This window comes from Bacillus sp. S/N-304-OC-R1, from assembly GCF_019749375.1.
Taxonomy (GTDB): Bacteria; Bacillota; Bacilli; order Bacillales; family Cytobacillaceae; genus Cytobacillus.
Genome location: NZ_JACWFE010000005.1, coordinates 148,096 through 166,953 on the forward strand (window position 1 = coordinate 148,096; position 18,858 = coordinate 166,953).

Annotated in this window: 22 protein-coding genes; 13 read left to right on the plus strand and 9 right to left on the minus strand. The window is 37.8% G+C overall.

Translation table 11 applies throughout. The annotated features are described in order from the left end of the window. Window positions 1-52: 52 nt before the first annotated feature. Window positions 53-1,783, plus strand: coding sequence for an ABC transporter ATP-binding protein (locus H0173_RS07950; RefSeq protein WP_221845822.1), 1,731 nt, complete (start codon window positions 53-55; stop codon window positions 1,781-1,783). Continuing rightward, complete coding sequence (locus H0173_RS07955; protein WP_221845823.1) at window positions 1,776-3,617, plus strand: ABC transporter ATP-binding protein; 1,842 nt, start codon at window positions 1,776-1,778, stop codon at window positions 3,615-3,617. Before H0173_RS07950 ends, H0173_RS07955 begins: the two co-directional genes overlap by 8 nt. Before the next feature lie 114 nt (window positions 3,618-3,731). Here the strand turns inward: H0173_RS07955 and H0173_RS07960 are convergent, their stop codons facing one another. The 3 genes from H0173_RS07960 to H0173_RS07970 form a co-directional block, all read right to left on the minus strand. Then, window positions 3,732-3,923: a YfhD family protein gene (locus H0173_RS07960; protein ID WP_221845824.1), complete on the minus strand. Its 192-nt coding sequence runs from the start codon at window positions 3,921-3,923 to the stop codon at window positions 3,732-3,734. Between the two features lie 90 nt (window positions 3,924-4,013). Further along, on the minus strand, window positions 4,014-4,142 hold the full coding sequence (locus tag H0173_RS07965; RefSeq protein WP_221845825.1) for a YfhE family protein: 129 nt from the start codon (window positions 4,140-4,142) through the stop codon (window positions 4,014-4,016). Between the two features lie 82 nt (window positions 4,143-4,224). After that, complete coding sequence (locus H0173_RS07970) at window positions 4,225-5,127, minus strand: TIGR01777 family oxidoreductase (RefSeq protein ID WP_221845826.1); 903 nt, start codon at window positions 5,125-5,127, stop codon at window positions 4,225-4,227. Between the two features lie 93 nt (window positions 5,128-5,220). Between H0173_RS07970 and recX the strand changes: the two genes are divergently transcribed. Then, on the plus strand, window positions 5,221-6,021 hold the full coding sequence (gene recX, locus H0173_RS07975) for a recombination regulator RecX (RefSeq protein ID WP_221845827.1): 801 nt from the start codon (window positions 5,221-5,223) through the stop codon (window positions 6,019-6,021). 49 nt (window positions 6,022-6,070) lie between these two features. Here recX and H0173_RS07980 read toward each other — a convergent pair whose 3' ends face one another. After that, window positions 6,071-6,733 carry an SDR family NAD(P)-dependent oxidoreductase gene (locus H0173_RS07980; RefSeq protein WP_221845828.1) on the minus strand — a complete coding sequence of 221 codons (663 nt, stop codon included), beginning with the start codon at window positions 6,731-6,733 and terminating at the stop codon, window positions 6,071-6,073. 159 nt (window positions 6,734-6,892) lie between these two features. On the opposite strand from H0173_RS07980, the gene H0173_RS07985 reads away from it, so the two are divergent. Continuing rightward, window positions 6,893-7,207: a YfhH family protein gene (locus H0173_RS07985; protein WP_221845829.1), complete on the plus strand. Its 315-nt coding sequence runs from the start codon at window positions 6,893-6,895 to the stop codon at window positions 7,205-7,207. A 36-nt stretch (window positions 7,208-7,243) separates the two neighbouring features. On the opposite strand, the gene H0173_RS07990 is transcribed toward H0173_RS07985, so the two are convergent. Further along, complete coding sequence (locus tag H0173_RS07990; RefSeq protein WP_221845830.1) at window positions 7,244-7,414, minus strand: small, acid-soluble spore protein K; 171 nt, start codon at window positions 7,412-7,414, stop codon at window positions 7,244-7,246. A 134-nt stretch (window positions 7,415-7,548) separates the two neighbouring features. Here H0173_RS07990 and H0173_RS07995 point away from each other — a divergent pair, with 134 nt between their 5' ends. After that, a complete protein-coding gene (locus H0173_RS07995; RefSeq protein WP_221845831.1) occupies window positions 7,549-7,818 on the plus strand; it encodes a YfhJ family protein in 270 nt (89 codons plus the stop codon). Window positions 7,819-7,854: 36 nt separating this feature from the next. Here the strand turns inward: H0173_RS07995 and H0173_RS08000 are convergent, their stop codons facing one another. Next, complete coding sequence (locus tag H0173_RS08000; protein WP_221845832.1) at window positions 7,855-8,835, minus strand: metal-dependent hydrolase; 981 nt, start codon at window positions 8,833-8,835, stop codon at window positions 7,855-7,857. Window positions 8,836-9,048: 213 nt separating this feature from the next. Between H0173_RS08000 and mutY the strand changes: the two genes are divergently transcribed. Beyond that, window positions 9,049-10,137, plus strand: coding sequence for an A/G-specific adenine glycosylase (gene mutY / locus H0173_RS08005; RefSeq protein WP_260631091.1), 1,089 nt, complete (start codon window positions 9,049-9,051; stop codon window positions 10,135-10,137). A gap of 120 nt (window positions 10,138-10,257) precedes the next feature. On the opposite strand, the gene H0173_RS08010 is transcribed toward mutY, so the two are convergent. Then, entirely contained in the window at window positions 10,258-10,449 is a 192-nt protein-coding gene (locus tag H0173_RS08010) for a cytosolic protein (RefSeq protein ID WP_221845833.1), read from the minus strand. 127 nt (window positions 10,450-10,576) lie between these two features. Here H0173_RS08010 and fabL point away from each other — a divergent pair, with 127 nt between their 5' ends. The 5 genes from fabL (at window position 10,577) to H0173_RS08035 (ending at window position 14,948) form a co-directional block, all read left to right on the plus strand. After that, window positions 10,577-11,326: an enoyl-[acyl-carrier-protein] reductase FabL gene (gene fabL, locus H0173_RS08015; protein WP_221845834.1), complete on the plus strand. Its 750-nt coding sequence runs from the start codon at window positions 10,577-10,579 to the stop codon at window positions 11,324-11,326. A 130-nt stretch (window positions 11,327-11,456) separates the two neighbouring features. Next, a complete protein-coding gene (locus H0173_RS08020) occupies window positions 11,457-11,750 on the plus strand; it encodes a gamma-type small acid-soluble spore protein (RefSeq protein WP_221845835.1) in 294 nt (97 codons plus the stop codon). A gap of 232 nt (window positions 11,751-11,982) precedes the next feature. After that, window positions 11,983-12,234 carry a YgaB family protein gene (locus H0173_RS08025; protein WP_221845836.1) on the plus strand — a complete coding sequence of 84 codons (252 nt, stop codon included), beginning with the start codon at window positions 11,983-11,985 and terminating at the stop codon, window positions 12,232-12,234. 338 nt (window positions 12,235-12,572) lie between these two features. Next, window positions 12,573-13,106, plus strand: coding sequence for a nucleoside tri-diphosphate phosphatase (gene ntdP, locus H0173_RS08030; RefSeq protein WP_221845837.1), 534 nt, complete (start codon window positions 12,573-12,575; stop codon window positions 13,104-13,106). 93 nt (window positions 13,107-13,199) lie between these two features. Beyond that, on the plus strand, window positions 13,200-14,948 hold the full coding sequence (locus H0173_RS08035) for an ABC transporter ATP-binding protein (RefSeq protein ID WP_313770620.1): 1,749 nt from the start codon (window positions 13,200-13,202) through the stop codon (window positions 14,946-14,948). 74 nt (window positions 14,949-15,022) lie between these two features. On the opposite strand, the gene H0173_RS08040 is transcribed toward H0173_RS08035, so the two are convergent. Both H0173_RS08040 and H0173_RS08045 read right to left on the minus strand, forming a co-directional pair. Further along, window positions 15,023-16,093 (minus strand): FUSC family protein, encoded by a 1,071-nt coding sequence (locus H0173_RS08040; protein WP_221845838.1) that lies wholly within the window; start codon window positions 16,091-16,093, stop codon window positions 15,023-15,025. Window positions 16,094-16,384: 291 nt separating this feature from the next. Further along, entirely contained in the window at window positions 16,385-17,683 is a 1,299-nt protein-coding gene (locus H0173_RS08045; protein ID WP_221845839.1) for a glutamate-1-semialdehyde 2,1-aminomutase, read from the minus strand. Between the two features lie 172 nt (window positions 17,684-17,855). Here H0173_RS08045 and H0173_RS08050 point away from each other — a divergent pair, with 172 nt between their 5' ends. Beyond that, window positions 17,856-18,263, plus strand: a complete 408-nt coding sequence (locus tag H0173_RS08050) for an ion channel (protein WP_221845840.1) — start codon at window positions 17,856-17,858, stop codon at window positions 18,261-18,263. Window positions 18,264-18,339: 76 nt separating this feature from the next. Next, window positions 18,340-18,810: a thioredoxin-dependent thiol peroxidase gene (bcp, locus tag H0173_RS08055; RefSeq protein ID WP_221845841.1), complete on the plus strand. Its 471-nt coding sequence runs from the start codon at window positions 18,340-18,342 to the stop codon at window positions 18,808-18,810. Window positions 18,811-18,858 lie beyond the last annotated feature (48 nt).

An 18,858-nucleotide genomic window follows, 5' to 3' on the forward strand; every position in this document is an offset into this window, starting at 1 on the left:
GAAGTATCGTTGAACATATATATGAATTGAAAACAGCTTTGGAGGAGGACAAATGTTAAAGGTATTATCGTTTTTAAAGCCATACCGGATCGCGGTAGCCATTGCACTCGTGTTAACACTAACTGAGCTTGCAGTTGAACTGGTCCAGCCGTTGTTCATGGCTAAAATTATTGATGAAGGCATTTTACAAAAAGATTTATCCGTTGTCATAAAATGGGGAAGCATTATGCTTGTATTTTCACTTATTTCCTTTGCTTCTGGTGTTCTTAACTCGTTCTATGCTGCACATGCTAGTCAAAGCTTTGGCTTTGATATTCGCAGAAGTCTATTTGAAAAGGTGCAATCCTTTTCCTTTGCTAACTTTAATTTATTTCCGGCATCTTCGCTCATTACAAGAATGACAAATGATATTACCCAAGTCCAAAACACTTTATTTATGAGCTTACGCATCATGCTGCGTGCTCCTTTATTGATTATCGGCGGTCTAATTATGGCATTCTATGTAAATGTAAAGATGGCACTTATCTTGTCCATTGTTGTTCCATTTCTGTTTATTTTTCTTAAATGGATTATGGGAATTGGCGGGGTCCTGTTTAAGATGGTTCAAGAGAAATTGGACTCAGTGAATGGTGTCATGAGAGAGACATTAACTGGAATAAGGTTGATCAAAGCATTCGTAAGGAGAAATCATGAGACAGAGCGCTTTACACAAGCAAATGGAGATTTAAAGGATCAAACCGTTAAGGCATTAAGATTAATGGAAGTGACAATGCCTGTGTTGCTAATTATTATGAACCTATCGATTCTGGGAGTGCTTTGGTATGGAAGCATACAGGTAAATAGCAGCGAAATTAAGGTAGGGGAAGTAGTCGCTATTGTAAACTATGCGACTAGAATTTCAGGAGCATTCTCGATTTTTTCTTTTATCATCATGGCTTTCTCACGTGCACGTGCATCCTCAAATCGGATTGTCGAAGTGCTTCAGGCAAAGGTTGATCTAACTGACGAGGAGGATGCAGATTCAAGCCTATTTATACGGGAAGGTAGGGTTGAATTTAAGAATGTTAGCTTTCAATATCCGGGAACAGATTCATCTGCACTAGAAAATATCTCTATTTCAGTGGAGGCCGGACAGACTGTAGCGATATTAGGAGCAACCGGCTCTGGAAAAACATCATTATTTCAGCTTATTCCAAGGCTATATGATGTAAATGAAGGTGAAGTATTAATTGATGGAATTAATGTTCGTGAAATGAAAATGGAGAATCTTCGCAGGAAAATTGGGTTTGTTCCACAGGAGGCATTATTATTCACAGGAACTGTAGAAGAAAATATTGCATGGGGCAAAGAAAATGCTTGCCAAGACGAAATTAAAGAAGTAGCTAAAAATGCACAAATTTACGAAACGATTGAGACTTTTCCAAACAAATTCGAAACAAGGCTTGGACAAAAGGGAGTTAACCTATCAGGCGGTCAGAAGCAGCGACTGTCCATTGCGAGAGCTCTCGTTAGAAAGCCGAAAATCCTGTTGCTAGATGATAGCACAAGTGCTTTGGATATGAGAACAGAAGCCAAATTGCTGGAGGCATTGAAGTCATATACTTGTACAACCTTTATTATTACTCAAAAAATTAGTACAGCAATGGAAGCAGACTTGATATTACTTCTTGAGGAAGGGAAGCTTTTAGCCGAAGGAACTCACGAAACTCTATTAGATGAGTCTCCTCTATACAAGGAAATTGTCCGATCTCAAATGAGGGAGGAGCGAAGAAATTATGCTTAACGAGTTTAAAAGGCCATTTCAATATAAAAAACCGTTCGTATTAAAACAGAGAGAAAATAAACCGCAACGTAAAGAAAAAGCTAAAACCAAAAACTACAGGCAGACAATAAAACGGCTTTGGCATTTTCTTTCAAATAATAAAGGATTATTGTTCCTTGTCTTATTAATGGTTTTAATTAGTTCTGTTTTAGGTTTGCTCGGTCCATATTTAGTAGGAATGTCGATTGATAACTATATTGTGAAAAAAAGTACGGATGGATTTTTTACACTGCTTATTGGGCTCGCAGGCATCTATGCAGCTTATTCACTCTCTCTTTGGTTTCAAAATTACTGGATGATTGGCATTGCACAAAACACTGTATTTGAGATGAGGACAAAGCTATTTAAGCATTTGCATAAACTGCCAATTCCCTTCTTTGATAAAAGACAGCATGGGGAGCTAATGAGCAGAATTACGAATGATATCGAAAATGTCAGCTCTACTTTAAATAGCTCTGTTATTCAAATTTTTTCAAGCATCTTAACACTTGTCGGGACTGTGACCGTTATGCTGTGGCTTAGTCCGTTTTTGACATTGCTGACATTAGTAATTGTCCCTCTCATGTTTCTGGGGATGAAGTGGATTACAAAGAGGACGGGTGTACTATTTAAAGAGCAGCAGAAAAATCTTGGGGAATTAAATGGATTTATTGAAGAAACAATCTCTGGGCAAAGAATTATTAAAACTTTTTCTCAAGAAAACAAAGTGATCCAGGAATTTTTGGAAAAAGGAGAAAGATTACGGGGAGCAGGATATTGGGCACAAACGTATTCGGGTTTTATTCCAAAGGTAATGAACTTTCTTAACAATTTAAGCTTTGCGATTATTGCAGGGATTGGCGGGATTTTTGCATTAAAAGGATGGATTTCAATCGGAGTGATTGTGATCTTTACGGAATATGCACGACAGTTTACTCGGCCATTGAATGATTTGGCGAACCAGTTCAATACACTGCTATCAGCCATTGCAGGTGCAGAAAGAGTGTTTGAAATACTTGATGAAGATGATGAGTTTCCAAATGAAAGCTCACTTCAGGAAATGCCCATTGTGAATGGAGAAGTCGAATTTCGCCAAGTAAGCTTTGGTTATGAAGAAGATGGAAATACTATTAGGAATGTTAATTTTCATGTCCTGCCCGGAGAGACGGCAGCTTTTGTCGGTCCAACAGGTGCAGGGAAAACGACAATGATTAACCTGTTATCACGATTTTATGAAGTAGATAGCGGGGAGATCTTAATAGATGGAAAGCCGCTCACAGGAATAAAAAAGGAAAGTCTCCGAAAACATATGGGCTTTGTTTTACAAGATTCCTTTTTGTTTCAAGGAACGGTAATGGAAAATATCCGTTATGGGAAGTTAGATGCATCCGATAACGAGGTGATTAAAGCAGCTAAAATGGCAAATGCCCATTCGTTTATTATGAGGCTTCCAAATGGATATAACACATTATTAAACCAGGACGGAAATGGAATTAGCCAGGGTCAAAAGCAGCTGTTATCAATAGCAAGGGCATTTCTTGCCAACCCGTCCATTCTTATTCTAGATGAGGCAACGAGCAGTATTGATACAGTAACCGAATTAAAAATTCAAGAGGCCTTGCAGGAGCTGATGAAAGGCAGAACGAGCTTTGTCATTGCTCACCGATTAAATACTATCCAAAATGCAGACCGGATTTTTGTTCTTCATGAAGGTAAAATTATTGAAGAAGGAACACATCAATCATTATTAAAGCAAAAGGGCTTCTATTTTCAGCTTCATGGAAGTAAGAGGGAAGCTGCAAAACTAGGGTGTTGACCGTTATGCAATCCCATACGTTAAGAATATATTAGGAAAAGGCAATTTCAAGGCTTTAAAACAAACAGGCTTTAATAATTTAAGCAGCAAGGAGCTTACCCTTGCTGCTTTACTTTATTTTTTCTTTTGTCGTGTTTTTGCCCGCTGGTTAGCTGCATTTGCACGTGCTTGTGCTTCAAGATCAGCTTGATCTGCTAGCTCTTGTGAAAATTCCTCATCAATTCCATCCGATTTCATATTTTTAGGTACTTGAGGAAGTGTTGCTTTATTTTTGTCTCGAGATCTTTGTCCGCGTGAACGGCCCATAGCAAAAACCCCTTTCAACAATAAAGTACGGAAACTGTAATTGCTTCCGTCCTTATTGTTTGCTATCCACTCTCGATCTAATGATGGGAATTAATGTTTATTATGTCTGCCATCTAAATAACCGCCGGCCCGGTCAGCCATCTTAAACTCACGTGAATAGAGAACCTCCTGAGTGGCAGATAGAGAACGTTTTTTCTTATCCTTTGTTTTTTTATCCATTCCGATCACCCTTTCAAAAAAATAAGGTAAAAACTCATACCACTATTATTTTTCCCTTAATTGAAAGGAATGATACCAAACTTTAGTAAATATCCTCTAAAGCTTCCTGTAAATGCCTGAATAAAAATGGATAGCCATTTAAAGTCAGCTTGGCTGGATGAACATTCTGACCTTCAAGAACGAGAACACTCATCTCGCCTAGTACAGCTTTTAATGCAAAACCAGGAGCGGGAATCCAATGCGGCCGGTGCATAACCTTTCCTAATATTTGACCAAATTCCTTCATTTTCACAGGAGTAGGAGCTGTAAAATTTATAGGACCATTCATCTGTTCGTTTTGAATGGCAAAAATAATCCCGTTCACTACATCCTTTAAATGAATCCAAGAAACCCATTGCTCACCCGATCCTACTGTTCCGCCTGCAAATAATTTATACGGAAGTGCAATTCTCGGCAGTGCGCCATCCTCTCCATTAAGAATAATTCCAAAGCGGCAGCACACTGTACGAATCCCCATTTCTTTAGCTTTTAAAGCTTCAGCTTCCCATCGCTGTACAGTTTGGGCAAGAAAATCAGTCCCCTTATCAGATGAGTCCTCTGTGAAAGTTTTTGTTTGTGAGGTACCATAGTATCCGATTGCACTTGCATTGATTAGTACAGAAGGTTTTTGTTCTAATTTTTCCAGTATCCTTAGTACTTCCTTTGTTGCTGATATTCGGCTTTTCAATATACTCTTTTTTCTACTTTCCGTCCACCTGCCGCTATTGATGGATTCTCCAGCCAAATTGATGATGACTTCTATTCCTTCAAGTGTTTCTTCAGGATGATCCCCTTCGTTTAACCACGAGATATAAGTGATATTATCAGTGTTTTTTCGAGTACTGGTATTTCTCGTTAAAATAAAAATTTCATGGCCATTCTTAATCAATTCCTCTGTTAATGCTCTGCCAACAAAGCCAGTTCCGCCTGTCAAAGCAATTTTCATATTCCTGCTCTCCTTCAAAATTAGCATATTAATATAGAGTTCTCTATGCAGTTATGAAATCCTTTATGATACATTATAATAGAGGTGAACAAAATGCCTACCATTACGAAAATTACCGTGCAGGAAAAACTAAAGGACCGGTATAATATTTTTTTAGATGAAAAATACGCTTTTAGCATCGATGAGGATGTATTAATTAAGCATGGGCTTAAAAAAGGAGTGGAGCTAGACGAATTTGCTATTTTGGAAATCGGCTATCAAGATGACATTCGTAAAGCCTATAATACAGCGATTCAATATTTATCAAGAAGAATGCGATCAGAAAAAGAAGTCCGACAGTATTTATCAGGAAAAGAAGTAAATGAAATCGTCATACAAGAAGTTATTCATAAATTAAATGAGTACAAATTTCTAAACGATCAGGAGTTTGCAATTGCTTTCGTACGAACTTTAATGAACACGACAGATAAAGGATCAGGAATTATTCGGGGGGAATTAAGAGAAAAAGGGATTTCCGAGGATATTATTGATAAGGCAATGAAGGAATTTCCTTTTGAAAGGGAATTTGAAGCAGCGCTGAAGATTTGCGCTAAATTTGTTGAAAAGAATACGAGGGATTCATCTAGAATCACGAAACAGAAGCTTGAGCAGACCCTTTTTAGAAAAGGATATTCAAATGAAATCATTCGAGCAGCAATTGCTGAAACGGAAATGGATAAGGGGGAGGATTTGGAAATGTCAGCTCTTCGAACGCATGCTGAAAAGGCACATCGCAAATATTCACATCTATCTGGGTTTGAATATAGGCAGAAAATGAAACAGACCCTTTACCGCAAAGGATTTTCTATCGAATTGATCGAACAAATTCTTGATGAATTAAAAGAAGAAGAATAAGCAACCCTGCCACTCTTCATTGGCAGGGTTAATTATTATGGGTTAAGTATTATTTATTTTCAATTATGATTGTATCCTGATTTCTATTTGCATAAATGATTTCTGCTATTTTTGCAGGAGATTGAAGCCGAGATTTGTCTTTTATATGGTTACTTTGATCCCAAAATGGAGTATCCATACCGCCCATATATACAGCTTTTATCTTTATATTCGTATCTTCATATTCCTTTTGGAGGCTTTCAGTAAGTCCCCGTACAGCAAATTTGCTTGCGCAGTATCCCGCTTCGTTCAGCTTTCCTCGTAAACCCGCTGTTGAAATAATGTTCATCACAAAGCCTTCTTTAATGGCAGGAAGAAAAGCTTTAGTCACATTGATTGTTCCAAATACATTCACTGCAAACATACTTTCTAGGTCTGAGATGGCTGTTCTTTCAAACGGTCCAAAAAATCCAGTACCTGCATTGTTAATGAGTCCATACAAATGAAAGTCGGTGCTTATCTTTTCTATAAAAGAATTTACTTCATCAGGGATTGTAATATCAACTGCAGCTGAGCTAGCAGTGCCATTATTATCAACAATCATTTTTTCAACTGATTTTAACTTTTCAATTGACCTGCCTACAAGGATAATATGGTAGCCTTTTTGTCCATATAATAAGGCGAGTTCTTTGCCCAATCCTGAGCCTGAACCTGTAATAATGATGGATTTCATTTTCGTCACACCTTTAAGCGAAATTCTTCATTCATTGTACCAAATAATGATAGAAGCTTTTACTTCTTTTCTATTTGTCCTTTTTTCAATATACTTTAATATGATGCTATTAGGATGCCCTTTAGGTAAAAAAAGGTGCATGACAGGAAGGTGTATAAAATGCAGGAAAAAAGATATAGTGAAATGACTCCATATGAATTACAGCAGGAAATTGCCTCGTTAAATGAAAAGGCAAGAAAAGCAGAGCAAATGGGGATGGTCAATGAATATGCAGTTCTTGAAAGAAAGGCTGTAATGGCAAAAGCATATTTATTAAATCCAGATGATTTTAAACCAGGATATATTTATGAAATAGAAGGTGCACCAGGCTCTCATTTTAAAATTGACTATATGAACGGTGTTTTTGCTTGGGGATACCGATTAAACGGTGGTGGAGAAGAGGCCCTGCCTATTTCAATGTTAATTAAGAAATAAGAAAGAGGTAAAGTCCTCTTTCTTATCCAAAAATAATTAAAATTCAGGTGTATCACTATCGCGATTGGAAGAAGCTCTCATTCTTTCTTGGGGATGTGTATTTATAGTCCCATCCGCCCTTTTAGAAGCATATTCGGCTTTCGCACGGGGCTCCCCTTCAAATTTATTATTATTTTGGTTTGGGAAGTTTTTCGCTTTATTACGCATAATTCAACAGCCTCCTGACAAGGGATGAAAGAACGTGAAAAGCAAAGGCGGTATGCAATGCTCATCACGTATTAATAGTATGGATCTTTCCCATTCCTGTATGATGATAAGTAATTGGAAAAGAGGTCATGAAAATGAATGAATACCAAAAAAGATTATATGAAAGACTACTTGAGAAAAACGAACATCTTTCAGCTAGCCTAGCTCAAACATGGGTTGAACTTTTATGGGATGACTTTGAAACGACTTATGCAAAAGCAGGCAGGGAATATAAAGGCAGTGAGATGACGGAAAGAGTGGTCAGCCAATGGATTGAGCACTACGGGGATAAGTTGCATGAATTTGTAGCGAAAAATCCAAAATACAAACATTTATTAGAACAAGATCCGAACAAGCTTCATTAAAAAATCTGGTCCCTCTTGATCGGACCAGATTTTTTCTTAACTAGGGAGAATATCAAGCTTTTTACGCAGTTTTTCTTCGCTAAAGATCCAGCCTGTATACGAAGTAATGATCTCTAAATCTTCAGTAAGCTGAACAACTGCCACGAATGGATAATAATCATTGCTGCGATATCGCAGGTCTATGAAACGTACTTCATAATAATCATCATATACATCAATTTCCCATCGATAAACAGGTGAGAAGGATAAAAATGCAGATAGGTTTTTATCTTTCTTTGCTGCTTCTAATACAGGAGTTTCCGGTACAGGAACGCGATTAAACTGATCGATGATTTTCACTTCATTATTTTCTGCACGTCCCACAAAAAACTGATGTTTATTGATAACGGCAATCCGCCATTTATTATACCTCATAGTTGGAGCAATAATGATCTCTGTCGCATCAGGGATCATTCTTTTAACCTCATAGTACACTTTCTTTTGAGCAATAAACCGGAACACATAGTAGAAAATTAAAATGAAGTATATAGGCAAAAATATATACCCTGGGTGTGCACCTAATGCCCAAATTAAAAGTCCGACAATATGGATGCCAAAAATATAAGGATCAAATGTATTGATTACACCTAATGCGACCCATTTAGATGAAAAAGGCCGTAACGCTTGAGTTCCATAAGCATTGAAAATATCAACAAAAACATGAAGAAAAACAGCAATAAAGGTCCAAATCCAAAGATGGAGTAAATTTGCTCCTGGAAAGAAAGGGTAAATTGCAGCAGTCAGAACAATTGGCCAAAGGAGAACAGCGGGTATAGAATGAGTGATCCCGCGATGGTTACGAATATAAACAGCGTTGCTTCTAAGTTTTAATACGGTATCAATATCTGGAATTTGTGAACCAACAATGGCCCCGATCATAACGCTTGTTGTGGCAGCTGTGTTTTCTGCAACAACAGGATCAAGCGTAGCAATACCAGCTAATGCAAGACCCATTACTATATGTGTACCTGTATCCAAGAGGAAAAACCTCCTTAAATAAGAAATCATTAATATTAATTTTAGTATGATTTTGCTTGTTTCACCATATAAAAATCGTTAAATTTAAAGGAGTTGCTAAATTTGATGAAAAAACCTAATTAAAATTTTATTAATATACGTCAATATATTTTTCCCGTTATTTTTATTGTTAATCCTATTTAGGGGATTTACCAATTACTTGGAGGAGAAACATTGAAATTACAAGAAATTAATCATATAGATATCAATGAATTTCAGCATGATTTAATAAGCTGGTTTGAGGCAGAACAAAGAGATTTGCCATGGAGGAAGGACAAAGATCCTTATAAAGTTTGGGTTTCTGAAATTATGCTTCAGCAAACAAGAGTTGATACGGTCATCCCGTATTTTCATCGGTTTATGGAACAGTTTCCGACAACAAAAGCATTGGCAGAGGCTGAAGAAGACCGTGTGCTGAAGGCATGGGAAGGACTAGGTTATTATTCAAGAGCCAGAAATCTTCAAGCAGCTGTAAGAGAAGTTGAAGAAAAATATGGCGGGAAGGTTCCGGATAATTTAAAAGAGATATCCTCTTTAAAAGGAATTGGTCCATACACAGCAGGTGCTGTTCTCAGTATTGCATACGGAATCCCAGAGCCGGCCGTGGATGGAAATGTTATGCGGGTTTTGGCCAGAATTCTGTCAATATGGGACGATATTGCCAAGCCTTCTACACGAAAAATTTTCGAAGAGGCCGTAAGAAAACTCATTTCCCATGAAAATCCATCTTTCTTTAATCAGGCATTAATGGAACTGGGGGCACTAATCTGTACCCCAACTTTTCCGAAATGTTTATTATGTCCAGTTAGAGAACATTGTCATGCTTTCCACGAAGGCACCATTGCTGATCTGCCTGTAAAAACGAAAAATAAAAAACATCGGCATGTTCGAATCGCGGCAGCAGTATTTACGGATGAACAGGGGAGGATTCTCATTCATAAAAGGGATGAGAACGGACTGCTCGCTAACCTATGGGAATACCCAAATACAGAAATTTTGTTGCCATATGAACATGAAACCACTCAGCTAAAAGAGATTATGAAGGAACAATACGGAGCAGACGTTGAAATTAACGAAATGAATGGCCAAATCGAGCACGTCTTCTCACATTTAACATGGAATATTAATGCTTATAAAGGGACTTTGCTTTCGTTGGAAAAAGAAACAGATAATTTAAAACTAGTTACTTTAGAAGAGATGGAGCAGTATGCATTTTCAGTTTCCCATCAGAAGATTTTTCAACAGTTTTTTGAATTAATGTAACCGTTTTGGAGAGAAAACAAACAATTGGGAAAATAAATGGGGTTTATCTCTTCAATCTGATACAGCATACGAAAAAATGGTCACATTGAAGTTTCAATGTGACCGCCAAACATTTTATTATCAGCTCTTCGTGTTCTGTAATCCCCCGCGGTTTTGAATCTCTTCAATTATTTCACGCTGGATCGTTTGGCCTTCTGCGTTTAGGTAGGGGACGATTTGCTGGAAAGAGTGGTGGAAATATCTTATTTCCTGATCCTCCCACTCGTTTTTGGGAATCATTGACAATTCAGTCATATCTCGGCCATTATACATATTTATCTTCCTTTCATTTATCGTATTAGTATTGTTTGATCTCGATTGATAGATATACACGAAAAAGATAGAATGAGCATTAGAAGAATATGTTGAAGACAGTTTTAAGAGGAGAGGAACGAGAGCAATGAAACAGAAAGTAGCGTTAGTCACAGGAAGCAGCAGAGGAATTGGGAAGGCAACTGCGATCAGATTAGCAAAGGAAGGCTATGATATCGTCCTGAATTATGCTAGAAGCAAATCATCTGCAATGGAAACAGCGGCTGAAATTGAAGCACTAGGAAGAAAAGTTCTTATAGTCAAAGCCAATGTTGGTGATGTCGAAAAGATTAAAAAGCTCTTTTTAAGTATAGAGGAGGAGTTTGGCCGTTTAGATGTGTTTGTTAACAACGCTGCATCAGGAGTGCTTCGTCCAGTAATGGAATTAGAAGAAACTCACTGGGATTGGACGATGAATATTAACAGTAAGGCTTTATTATTCTGTGCTCAAGAAGCGGCTAAGCTGATGGAGAGAAATGGCGGGGGGAAAATTGTCAGCATTAGCTCACTAGGTTCTATACGCTATTTAAAAAATTACACAACGGTTGGCGTATCCAAAGCTGCTCTAGAAGCACTAACAAGGTATTTAGCTGTTGAATTGGCACCTAAAAATATTTCCGTAAATGCCGTTTCAGGCGGAGCTGTGGATACCGAGGCACTAACGCATTTTCCAAACCGTGAGGAATTGCTCGCAGAAGCGAAAGAAAAAACACCTGCTGGCAGAATGGTTGAAATTGAAGATATGGTGAACGCAGTTATGTTCTTATTAGGCGATCAGTCTTATATGATTCGAGGCCAGACCATTATTGTGGACGGAGGCATTTCTTTACTAGTTTAATCGTTAATAGGAATTGTAGTAAATAGTATTTAGCGGCACATTATTCATTTTTCTCACCTTTTAAAACTTTTTTTAATCTAAGGATAATTTTTCATTCCTTGGTTAAATTAATGTCGTGGAGGTGATAATCATGGCAAAACAACCAAATCAAACTCAAGCTGGTACAAACATTCAAGAAGTTAGACAACAAAACGCTCAATCTGCAGGTGCAGGTCAATTCGGCACAGAGTTTGCTAGCGAAACAAACGCTGCTGAAGTAAGACGTCAAAATGCACAATCCGCTGGTGCTGGTGCAGGTGCAGCTGGTGCTCAAGGTCAATTCGGTACAGAGTTTGCTAGCGAAACGAATGCTGCTGAGGTAAGACAACAAAACCAACAAGCTGAGGCTCGCAAAGCACAAAACTCCGGCCGTCAAAGCCGCTAAATAAGTTAGAAGGCGCTCTTTAATACTAAAGAGTGCCTTCTTTTTTTATGCCTTTTTAGGTCTATGAGCAAGCTATAGCGGATATACTGCTCAAGAGTGGCAGAACCCATTGTGATAAGCATTTATATAATTCGACAAAACTTCTATCCAATCAACAGAAGTAGTCAAAGGAAAGGCAAGGTTAAGCGAGAATACATAGAAAAAGAAAAATAATCTGGACGGTGATTCTTTAGTGAGAAACTTTAACCATTTAGTATCTGAACAAATGCAAACGATGGAAAAGCTTCTATATCTCCAAGGTGAATTGGAACGCTGTGAAGAAATCGAGGAGGAGCTTAATAGTCTACAGCAAGAAACAGAGCTTGAAAGCATTCAAGTGGAAATAGCCAATTTACGAAAAGAACTGAAAGAAATTCATCAGCTGTTTGAAATTCAGACAGAAGAAGTTATTCGCTCATATCAAAATATGAAGGTGACCGTCTAAAGTTAAAGTAAAAACGCATAATAATTAAAATCATGCAACGATGATCCTAATTCAGTTTTCTTTCAGCCATTGACGATTTTCAATGGCTCTTTGTTTTAAATTTTAACTGAAACCGTTATAATAATAGAAAAAAGCATCGTTCTTTGTTACCTTTAGTAAATAAAAACAATAGTATCAGAGGCTTGAGTAGGAAGAGTTTTTTACACGGTAGGAACACATTGCTTGTGCCTATCGCTCACCTCTAGTTCTCAACTAAAGAAAGACAAGCTAATCTAATCTAATCTTTCTTAGAAAGACAGGTTGCAAAGCCCGGGATTAACGAAAGTAGGGGAAAAAGAATGGCCATACCCAGAGAGGGAGAACCAGTACAAATTCATAGCTATAAACATAATGGGCACATCCACCGCGTCTGGGAGGAAACAACTGTTTTAAAAGGGACTCAGAATTTGGTTATTGGCGGGAATGACCGGACTGTTGTAACGGAGTCGGACGGAAGAACTTGGATTACGAGAGAACCTGCAATATGCTATTTTCATTCTCAATATTGGTTTAATGTCATTGGGATGATTCGCGAGGATGGAATATATTATTATTGCAATATTAGTTCCCCATTTATTTTTGATGGTGAAGCAGTGAAGTATATTGATTATGACCTTGATATTAAGGTTTATCCCGATATGACCTTCAATTTGCTGGATGAGGATGAGTATGAACGGCATCGTCTTGAAATGAACTATCCTGAGCCTATTGACCGTATTCTAAAATCGAATGTTGATCAATTAATTCATTGGATTCGTCAAAGAAAAGGTCCATTTGCACCCGATTTTATTGATATTTGGTATGAAAGATATTTAACCTACAGACGCTTATAAATAGGTGAAGTTGTCACAAGAAATGCCTGTTGACTGAAGGTTCAACAGGTTTTTGCATGTTTCTAAAGGTAAGTGTAAAGAGGGGGAGAAAAGTTGGACAGCATCAAGCGTTACATGCACTTTGTTAAGCCATACCGCGTTCAGATTATCATAACGCTCATCATTGGCATTATTAAATTCGCGATTCCCCTATTAATTCCATTATTAATTAAATATGTAATTGATGATATTGTAGGAAATCCAGATTTAAGCAGTGGGGATAAAACAGACAGCTTATTTTTAATAATGGGTCTGATGATTTTTATCTTTGTGATCATTCGGCCGCCAATTGAATATTATCGCCAATATTTTGCCCAATGGGTAGCAAGTAAAATACTATACGATATTCGTGACAGGCTATTTACGCATATCCAAAAGCTAAGCTTTAAATATTACGCAAATACAAGAGCTGGAGAGGTTATTTCAAGAGTTATCAATGATGTAGAACAGACGAAAACATTCGTCATTACAGGGCTTATGAATCTTTGGCTTGATATGGCCACGATTGTCATTGCAGTTGCCATTATGGTGAAAATGGACGTGACACTAACACTTGTGTCGCTAATTCTGTTTCCGTTTTATGGGCTTTCTGTTAAGTATTTTTTCGGCAATTTAAGAAAGCTTACTAGAGAAAGATCACAGGCGCTTGCTGAGGCCCAGGGCTATCTTCATGAAAGAGTTCAGGGGATGGCTGTTATTAAAAGCTTTGCCATTGAAGATTATGAACAAACCCAATTTGACAAACAAAATGACAATTTCCTGACAAAGGCGATTGCTCATACGAAATGGAATGCTAAAGCATTTGCAGTCGTTAATACGATTACGGATATTGCACCGTTACTTGTTATTGGCTATTCTGGTTATCAAGTTATTCAAGGAGATCTGTCAATCGGAACGATGATGGCTTTCGTTGCATACATTGATCGCCTTTATAATCCTCTTAGAAGACTGGTCAATTCTTCAACAACCTTAACTCAGTCAATTGCATCTATGGACAGGGTGTTCGAGTTAATTGACGAAAAATATGATATTGATGATTCTCCAAATGCAGTTGAATGTAAAAATGTAAAAGGAGATATTGATTTTGAACAGGTAAGCTTTGCATATGATGAAAAGGAAGAGCCTGTCTTAAAAAATATTTCTCTGCATGTAAAAAAAGGAGAAACGATTGCACTTGTTGGCATGAGCGGCGGCGGAAAGTCCTCATTGGTAGGCTTAATTCCGCGATTTTATGATGTGACAGAAGGCAGAATTCTCCTAGATGGGACGGATATCCGGTCATTCAAGGTTCGTTCCCTTAGAGATAAAATCGGCATGGTTCTGCAAGATAATATTCTTTTCAGTGAATCGGTCAAAACTAATATTCTATTAGGAAAACCAGATGCATCCGATGAAGAAGTAATCGAAGCGGCAAAGGCAGCCAATGCACATGAATTTATTATGAATCTGCCAAATGGCTATGATACGAAGGTTGGCGAACGTGGAGTCAAGCTATCTGGCGGGCAGAAGCAGCGTGTGGCTATAGCACGTATCTTCCTGAAAAATCCACCGATTTTAGTTTTGGATGAAGCGACATCAGCACTAGATCTGGAAAGTGAACATTTAATTCAGGAAGCGCTGGAGGAGCTGGCAAAAGACCGTACGACCTTTATTGTAGCTCATAGGCTGTCTACCATTACTCATGCTGATCGAATTATTTTAATAGAGCATGGAGAAATTTCTGAAGAAGGCAGCCATGAGGAATTAATGAAGAAGCAAGGAAATTATTATAAACTTTTCCAAGTTCAGCAACTAGAAAATTAACGAAAAAAAGAGCATCCGCATGAAAACTTATCCTCAATTATTGTGAGGTGCAGCTTCATGCAGGATGCTCTTTATTATTTGTCAATTGTCATTTCATTTGCTTTTTTATGATACGTTTGAAAACTAGTAATTAATTTGTTCAGATGTTCAACCTGTTCATTATAATCAATAATTGCCGAGATAATTTGCATATTGTGGGAGAGAATCGCTTCATCTTCAAGCTGTGCTTTATCCTTTTGTGCTAAAAAGAGGTTGAAAAGCTCTTTCCTGTTTAGAAAAATATCACCCTCTTCAAAAACAACGTGGGGCCGAACCTTCCCGATAAATTTTAACATGATATGTTCATGATAATGAATGAGGCAGTCTAACTGCTGCTGAATAGCATTTTGGAAATCGGCTGGCATGTCTTGAAGGTCATTTTCGAATCGGTGCAATTTCCGTAAAGTTTCGAGGGCCCTTTTTGCTGTTGAAATCATTTGCCGATAAATCACAAGCTTTCGTGATTTAGACATCGTATCCTTTTTGAAATAGTTGCGTTCCTCTTTATACATTGAGTATAAATGATCAAGGCTTCTAACCGTTTCTTTCATTTTTCCAATATCATTCTTTAAAAGTTTATGCTCGGATGCATGTCTAATGGTAAGCCGTATCCACTTTGTTACTTCCTCTGTAATGTCTGAAATGCTGAAGTATAATTTCTTCTCATACTTTGGCGGCAAAAACAGCAGATTGACTATAAAAGCTGAAAAGACACCTAACATAATAGTAGAAAAACGTATAAGGGCAAATTGAATAAATTCGTCACTTGGTGTTTCCATAATGACGATCATTGTTACAAGTGCAAGCCCAATCGTGTTTTCGATCTTTAGCTTTAGGTTAATTGTGATGACAACAATTGCTGCTAAACCAATAATAAACATATCATTGCCAAATAATAGAACAAAGACAACCGCTGTCACAGCCCCAATCGCATTTCCTTGAATCTGTTCAATGATTGATAGGAAGGAACGATATATGGTCGGCTGAATGGCAAATATAGCCGCAATGGCTGCAAACACTGGTGAAGGCAGCTGAAAAACTTGAGATAAAAATAATGAAAGAATAATTGCGATTCCCGTTTTTAATATGCGGGCGCCAAGCTTCATACTGATTTGTTTCCTTTCTTGCAGAAGAGACTCTTCTGGTTCTCACATATCATATTATCGAGTAAAAGGATATTTTAACAAACATATCCAAACTTTGGAATGTTTTTGTTAGAAACAATTCGATATATGACAATACTGTACTATACATGGATATAGAGAGAAGTACAATGGGCATTTTGGTGAATTTTTTTCTGAGGTGAAATGACAAATGCGGTTCATAATTTTGATAGAGCGGCTGTAAAAAAAGGAGCGAAAAAATCGCTCCTATAATCATATGAATAAAAAAACTAATTATTCTTCATCTCGCAAAGCTTGGAAGGCTTGCTCGACTGCATGAATGGTTGCCTGAATATCGTCCTCTGTATGTGCAATGGTTACAAACCAAGCTTCATACTTGGATGGAGCTAGGTTGATTCCTTGCTTTAGCATAAGCTTAAAGAACTTGGCAAACATTTCACCATCTGTGTTTTCAGCTTGCTCGTAATTTACAACCTTTTCGTTTGTAAAATAAACAGTTAGTGCACCTTTTAATCGATTAATAGTGATAGGAATTCTGTATTCATTAGCTGCAGCTGTAATTCCTTCTTCAAGCATAGCACCAAGACGATCAAGATATTCATATACGCCTTCCTGCTTTAATACTTCAAGACATGCAATTCCTGCCAAAATCGAAGCTGGGTTACCTGCCATCGTTCCCGCCTGGTATGCTGGTCCGAGCGGTGCAACCTTTTCCATGATTTCTTTTTTACCGCCGTACGCTCCGATTGGAAGTCCGCCTCCAATAATTTTCCCCATAGCCGTAAGGTCAGGAGTAACACCTAGTAAATCCTGAGCTCCTCCATACATAAAGCGGAATGCTGTAATAACCTCATCATAAATAACAAGGGCGCCTGCAGCATGAGTTAGTTCATTCACTTGTTCTAAGAAGCCAGGCTTCGGTTCAACAATCCCAAAATTCCCAACAATTGGCTCTACTAGAACAGCTGCAATTTCACTGCCCCATTTATCCAAAGCCTCTTTAAAGGGTTCAATATCATTAAAAGGAACAGTAATCACTTCTTGAGCAATACTCTTAGGGACACCAGCTGAGTCTGGAGTACCTAATGTAGATGGTCCAGAACCTGCTGCAACTAGAACTAAATCTGAATGGCCATGATAGCAGCCGGCAAATTTAATGATTTTATCTCTGCCTGTATAAGCGCGGGCAACACGAATTGTTGTCATTACAGCTTCTGTTCCAGAGTTAACGAAACGGACCTTTTCTAGGGCTGGCATTGCTTCTTTCAGCATAGCAGCAAATTTCACTTCATGAGGAGTCGGTGTTCCGTATAAAACGCCTGTCTCCGCAGCTTTCTTAATAGCTTCCGTAATATGCGGGTGGGCATGACCTGTAATAATGGGTCCATAGGCAGCTAAATAATCGATATATTGATTTCCGTCCACATCCCAAAAGTAAGCTCCTTGTGCTCTCTCCATAACTACAGGGGCTCCGCCGCCAACTGCTTTATATGAACGGGAAGGACTGTTTACTCCTCCGACAATATGTTCAACTGCCTCTTTATGTATACGCTCTGAATTTGTAAATTGCATGTAGATCCTCCTTCTATGGACTTAAATAAATATCATCCAATCTTATCTTATCATGTTTTTTAAGAGAATGGTCCGATTCATAATTGCGACTTTTTTTAACTTGACAAGCAGTCATACGTCATTTGCTGTGAACGTATAGTTTATAGAGGCAGAGAGGAAAGTGGGAGTAGAAATGTTTTTTTATTTGTCCCTTGCATTAATAGTCATCTGTATGATTATGAGTATTCGAACCTTATTTTTGCCACATAAAATAAAAGGCAAAAAGGTAAGCTTCGAAAATTTCATTTATTTAGCATTTATTTATATTACTGTCATGTTAGGATTTGGTCTAATCTATATTTTACTACAGACAAATGGATATACGATTTTTGGAGAAGGTACTATAGGGCTGGATGGCGATTTTGTGAATCAATTGGAAACGGGCATTTATTTTAGTGCAGTCACTCTTTTTTCAGTCGGCTATGGAGATATTGCTCCTATTGGGATTGGCAGAATGATTGCTGTGCTTGAAGCATTAATTGGCTATACGATTCCTGCCGCTTTTGTGTTCAGAGCCGTTTTTGAAATGGAGAAGAAATGAAGGCTTGAAGGTTTTCTAATTGTTTTTCTAGGAAAAATTGGATAGGCTTATGGTAAAAGCATTAGGAGGAATATTGATGACCGTTTCTATTGGAAACCTAGCCCCTGACTTTTCGCTAAAAGCAAGCAATGGTGAAACTGTGAAGCTATCTGACTTTCGCGGAAAAAATGTTGTTCTGTATTTTTATCCAAAGGATATGACGCCTGGCTGTACAACTCAGGCTTGTGATTTTAGAGAGTTTCATTCTGACTTCACAAAGCTGGATTGCATTATCCTTGGAATTAGTCCTGACCCACAAGACAAACATGAAAAATTTATTGAGAAATACAACTTACCATTTCTACTTTTAGTAGATGACGAACATCATGTAGCTGAAATGTATGAAGTTTGGAAGTTAAAGAAGAATTTCGGAAAAGAGTATATGGGAATTGAGCGATCTACATTTGTGATTGATAAGGAAGGGAATCTTACTAAGGAATGGAGAAAGGTAAAAGTCAAAGGGCATGTTGAGGAAGCTCTTCAATATGTAAAAGAAAATCTATCATAAATCAAAGGTATACGAGCTAATACATTTGTGGCTTTACTTCCATAGGAA

Bases quoted from the DNA above. Each gene is read 5' to 3' on its own strand.
- H0173_RS07980 (WP_221845828.1), bottom strand. From the start codon at position 6,733: ATGAAATCCATCATTATTACAGGTTCAGGCTCAGGATTGGGCAAAGAA.
- H0173_RS07955 (WP_221845823.1), top strand. From the start codon at position 1,776: ATGCTTAACGAGTTTAAAAGGCCATTTCAATATAAAAAACCGTTCGTA.
- H0173_RS07965 (WP_221845825.1), bottom strand. From the start codon at position 4,142: ATGGATAAAAAAACAAAGGATAAGAAAAAACGTTCTCTATCTGCCACT.
- H0173_RS08050 (WP_221845840.1), top strand. From the start codon at position 17,856: ATGTTTTTTTATTTGTCCCTTGCATTAATAGTCATCTGTATGATTATG.
- recX (WP_221845827.1), top strand. From the start codon at position 5,221: ATGCCTACCATTACGAAAATTACCGTGCAGGAAAAACTAAAGGACCGG.
- H0173_RS07985 (WP_221845829.1), top strand. From the start codon at position 6,893: ATGCAGGAAAAAAGATATAGTGAAATGACTCCATATGAATTACAGCAG.
- H0173_RS07995 (WP_221845831.1), top strand. From the start codon at position 7,549: ATGAATGAATACCAAAAAAGATTATATGAAAGACTACTTGAGAAAAAC.
- ntdP (WP_221845837.1), top strand. From the start codon at position 12,573: ATGGCCATACCCAGAGAGGGAGAACCAGTACAAATTCATAGCTATAAA.
- fabL (WP_221845834.1), top strand. From the start codon at position 10,577: ATGAAACAGAAAGTAGCGTTAGTCACAGGAAGCAGCAGAGGAATTGGG.
- H0173_RS07990 (WP_221845830.1), bottom strand. From the start codon at position 7,414: ATGCGTAATAAAGCGAAAAACTTCCCAAACCAAAATAATAATAAATTT.
- H0173_RS07950 (WP_221845822.1), top strand. From the start codon at position 53: ATGTTAAAGGTATTATCGTTTTTAAAGCCATACCGGATCGCGGTAGCC.
- H0173_RS08045 (WP_221845839.1), bottom strand. From the start codon at position 17,683: ATGCAATTTACAAATTCAGAGCGTATACATAAAGAGGCAGTTGAACAT.
- H0173_RS08040 (WP_221845838.1), bottom strand. From the start codon at position 16,093: ATGAAGCTTGGCGCCCGCATATTAAAAACGGGAATCGCAATTATTCTT.
- H0173_RS08010 (WP_221845833.1), bottom strand. From the start codon at position 10,449: ATGTATAATGGCCGAGATATGACTGAATTGTCAATGATTCCCAAAAAC.
- H0173_RS07960 (WP_221845824.1), bottom strand. From the start codon at position 3,923: ATGGGCCGTTCACGCGGACAAAGATCTCGAGACAAAAATAAAGCAACA.
- bcp (WP_221845841.1), top strand. From the start codon at position 18,340: ATGACCGTTTCTATTGGAAACCTAGCCCCTGACTTTTCGCTAAAAGCA.
- H0173_RS08020 (WP_221845835.1), top strand. From the start codon at position 11,457: ATGGCAAAACAACCAAATCAAACTCAAGCTGGTACAAACATTCAAGAA.
- H0173_RS07970 (WP_221845826.1), bottom strand. From the start codon at position 5,127: ATGAAAATTGCTTTGACAGGCGGAACTGGCTTTGTTGGCAGAGCATTA.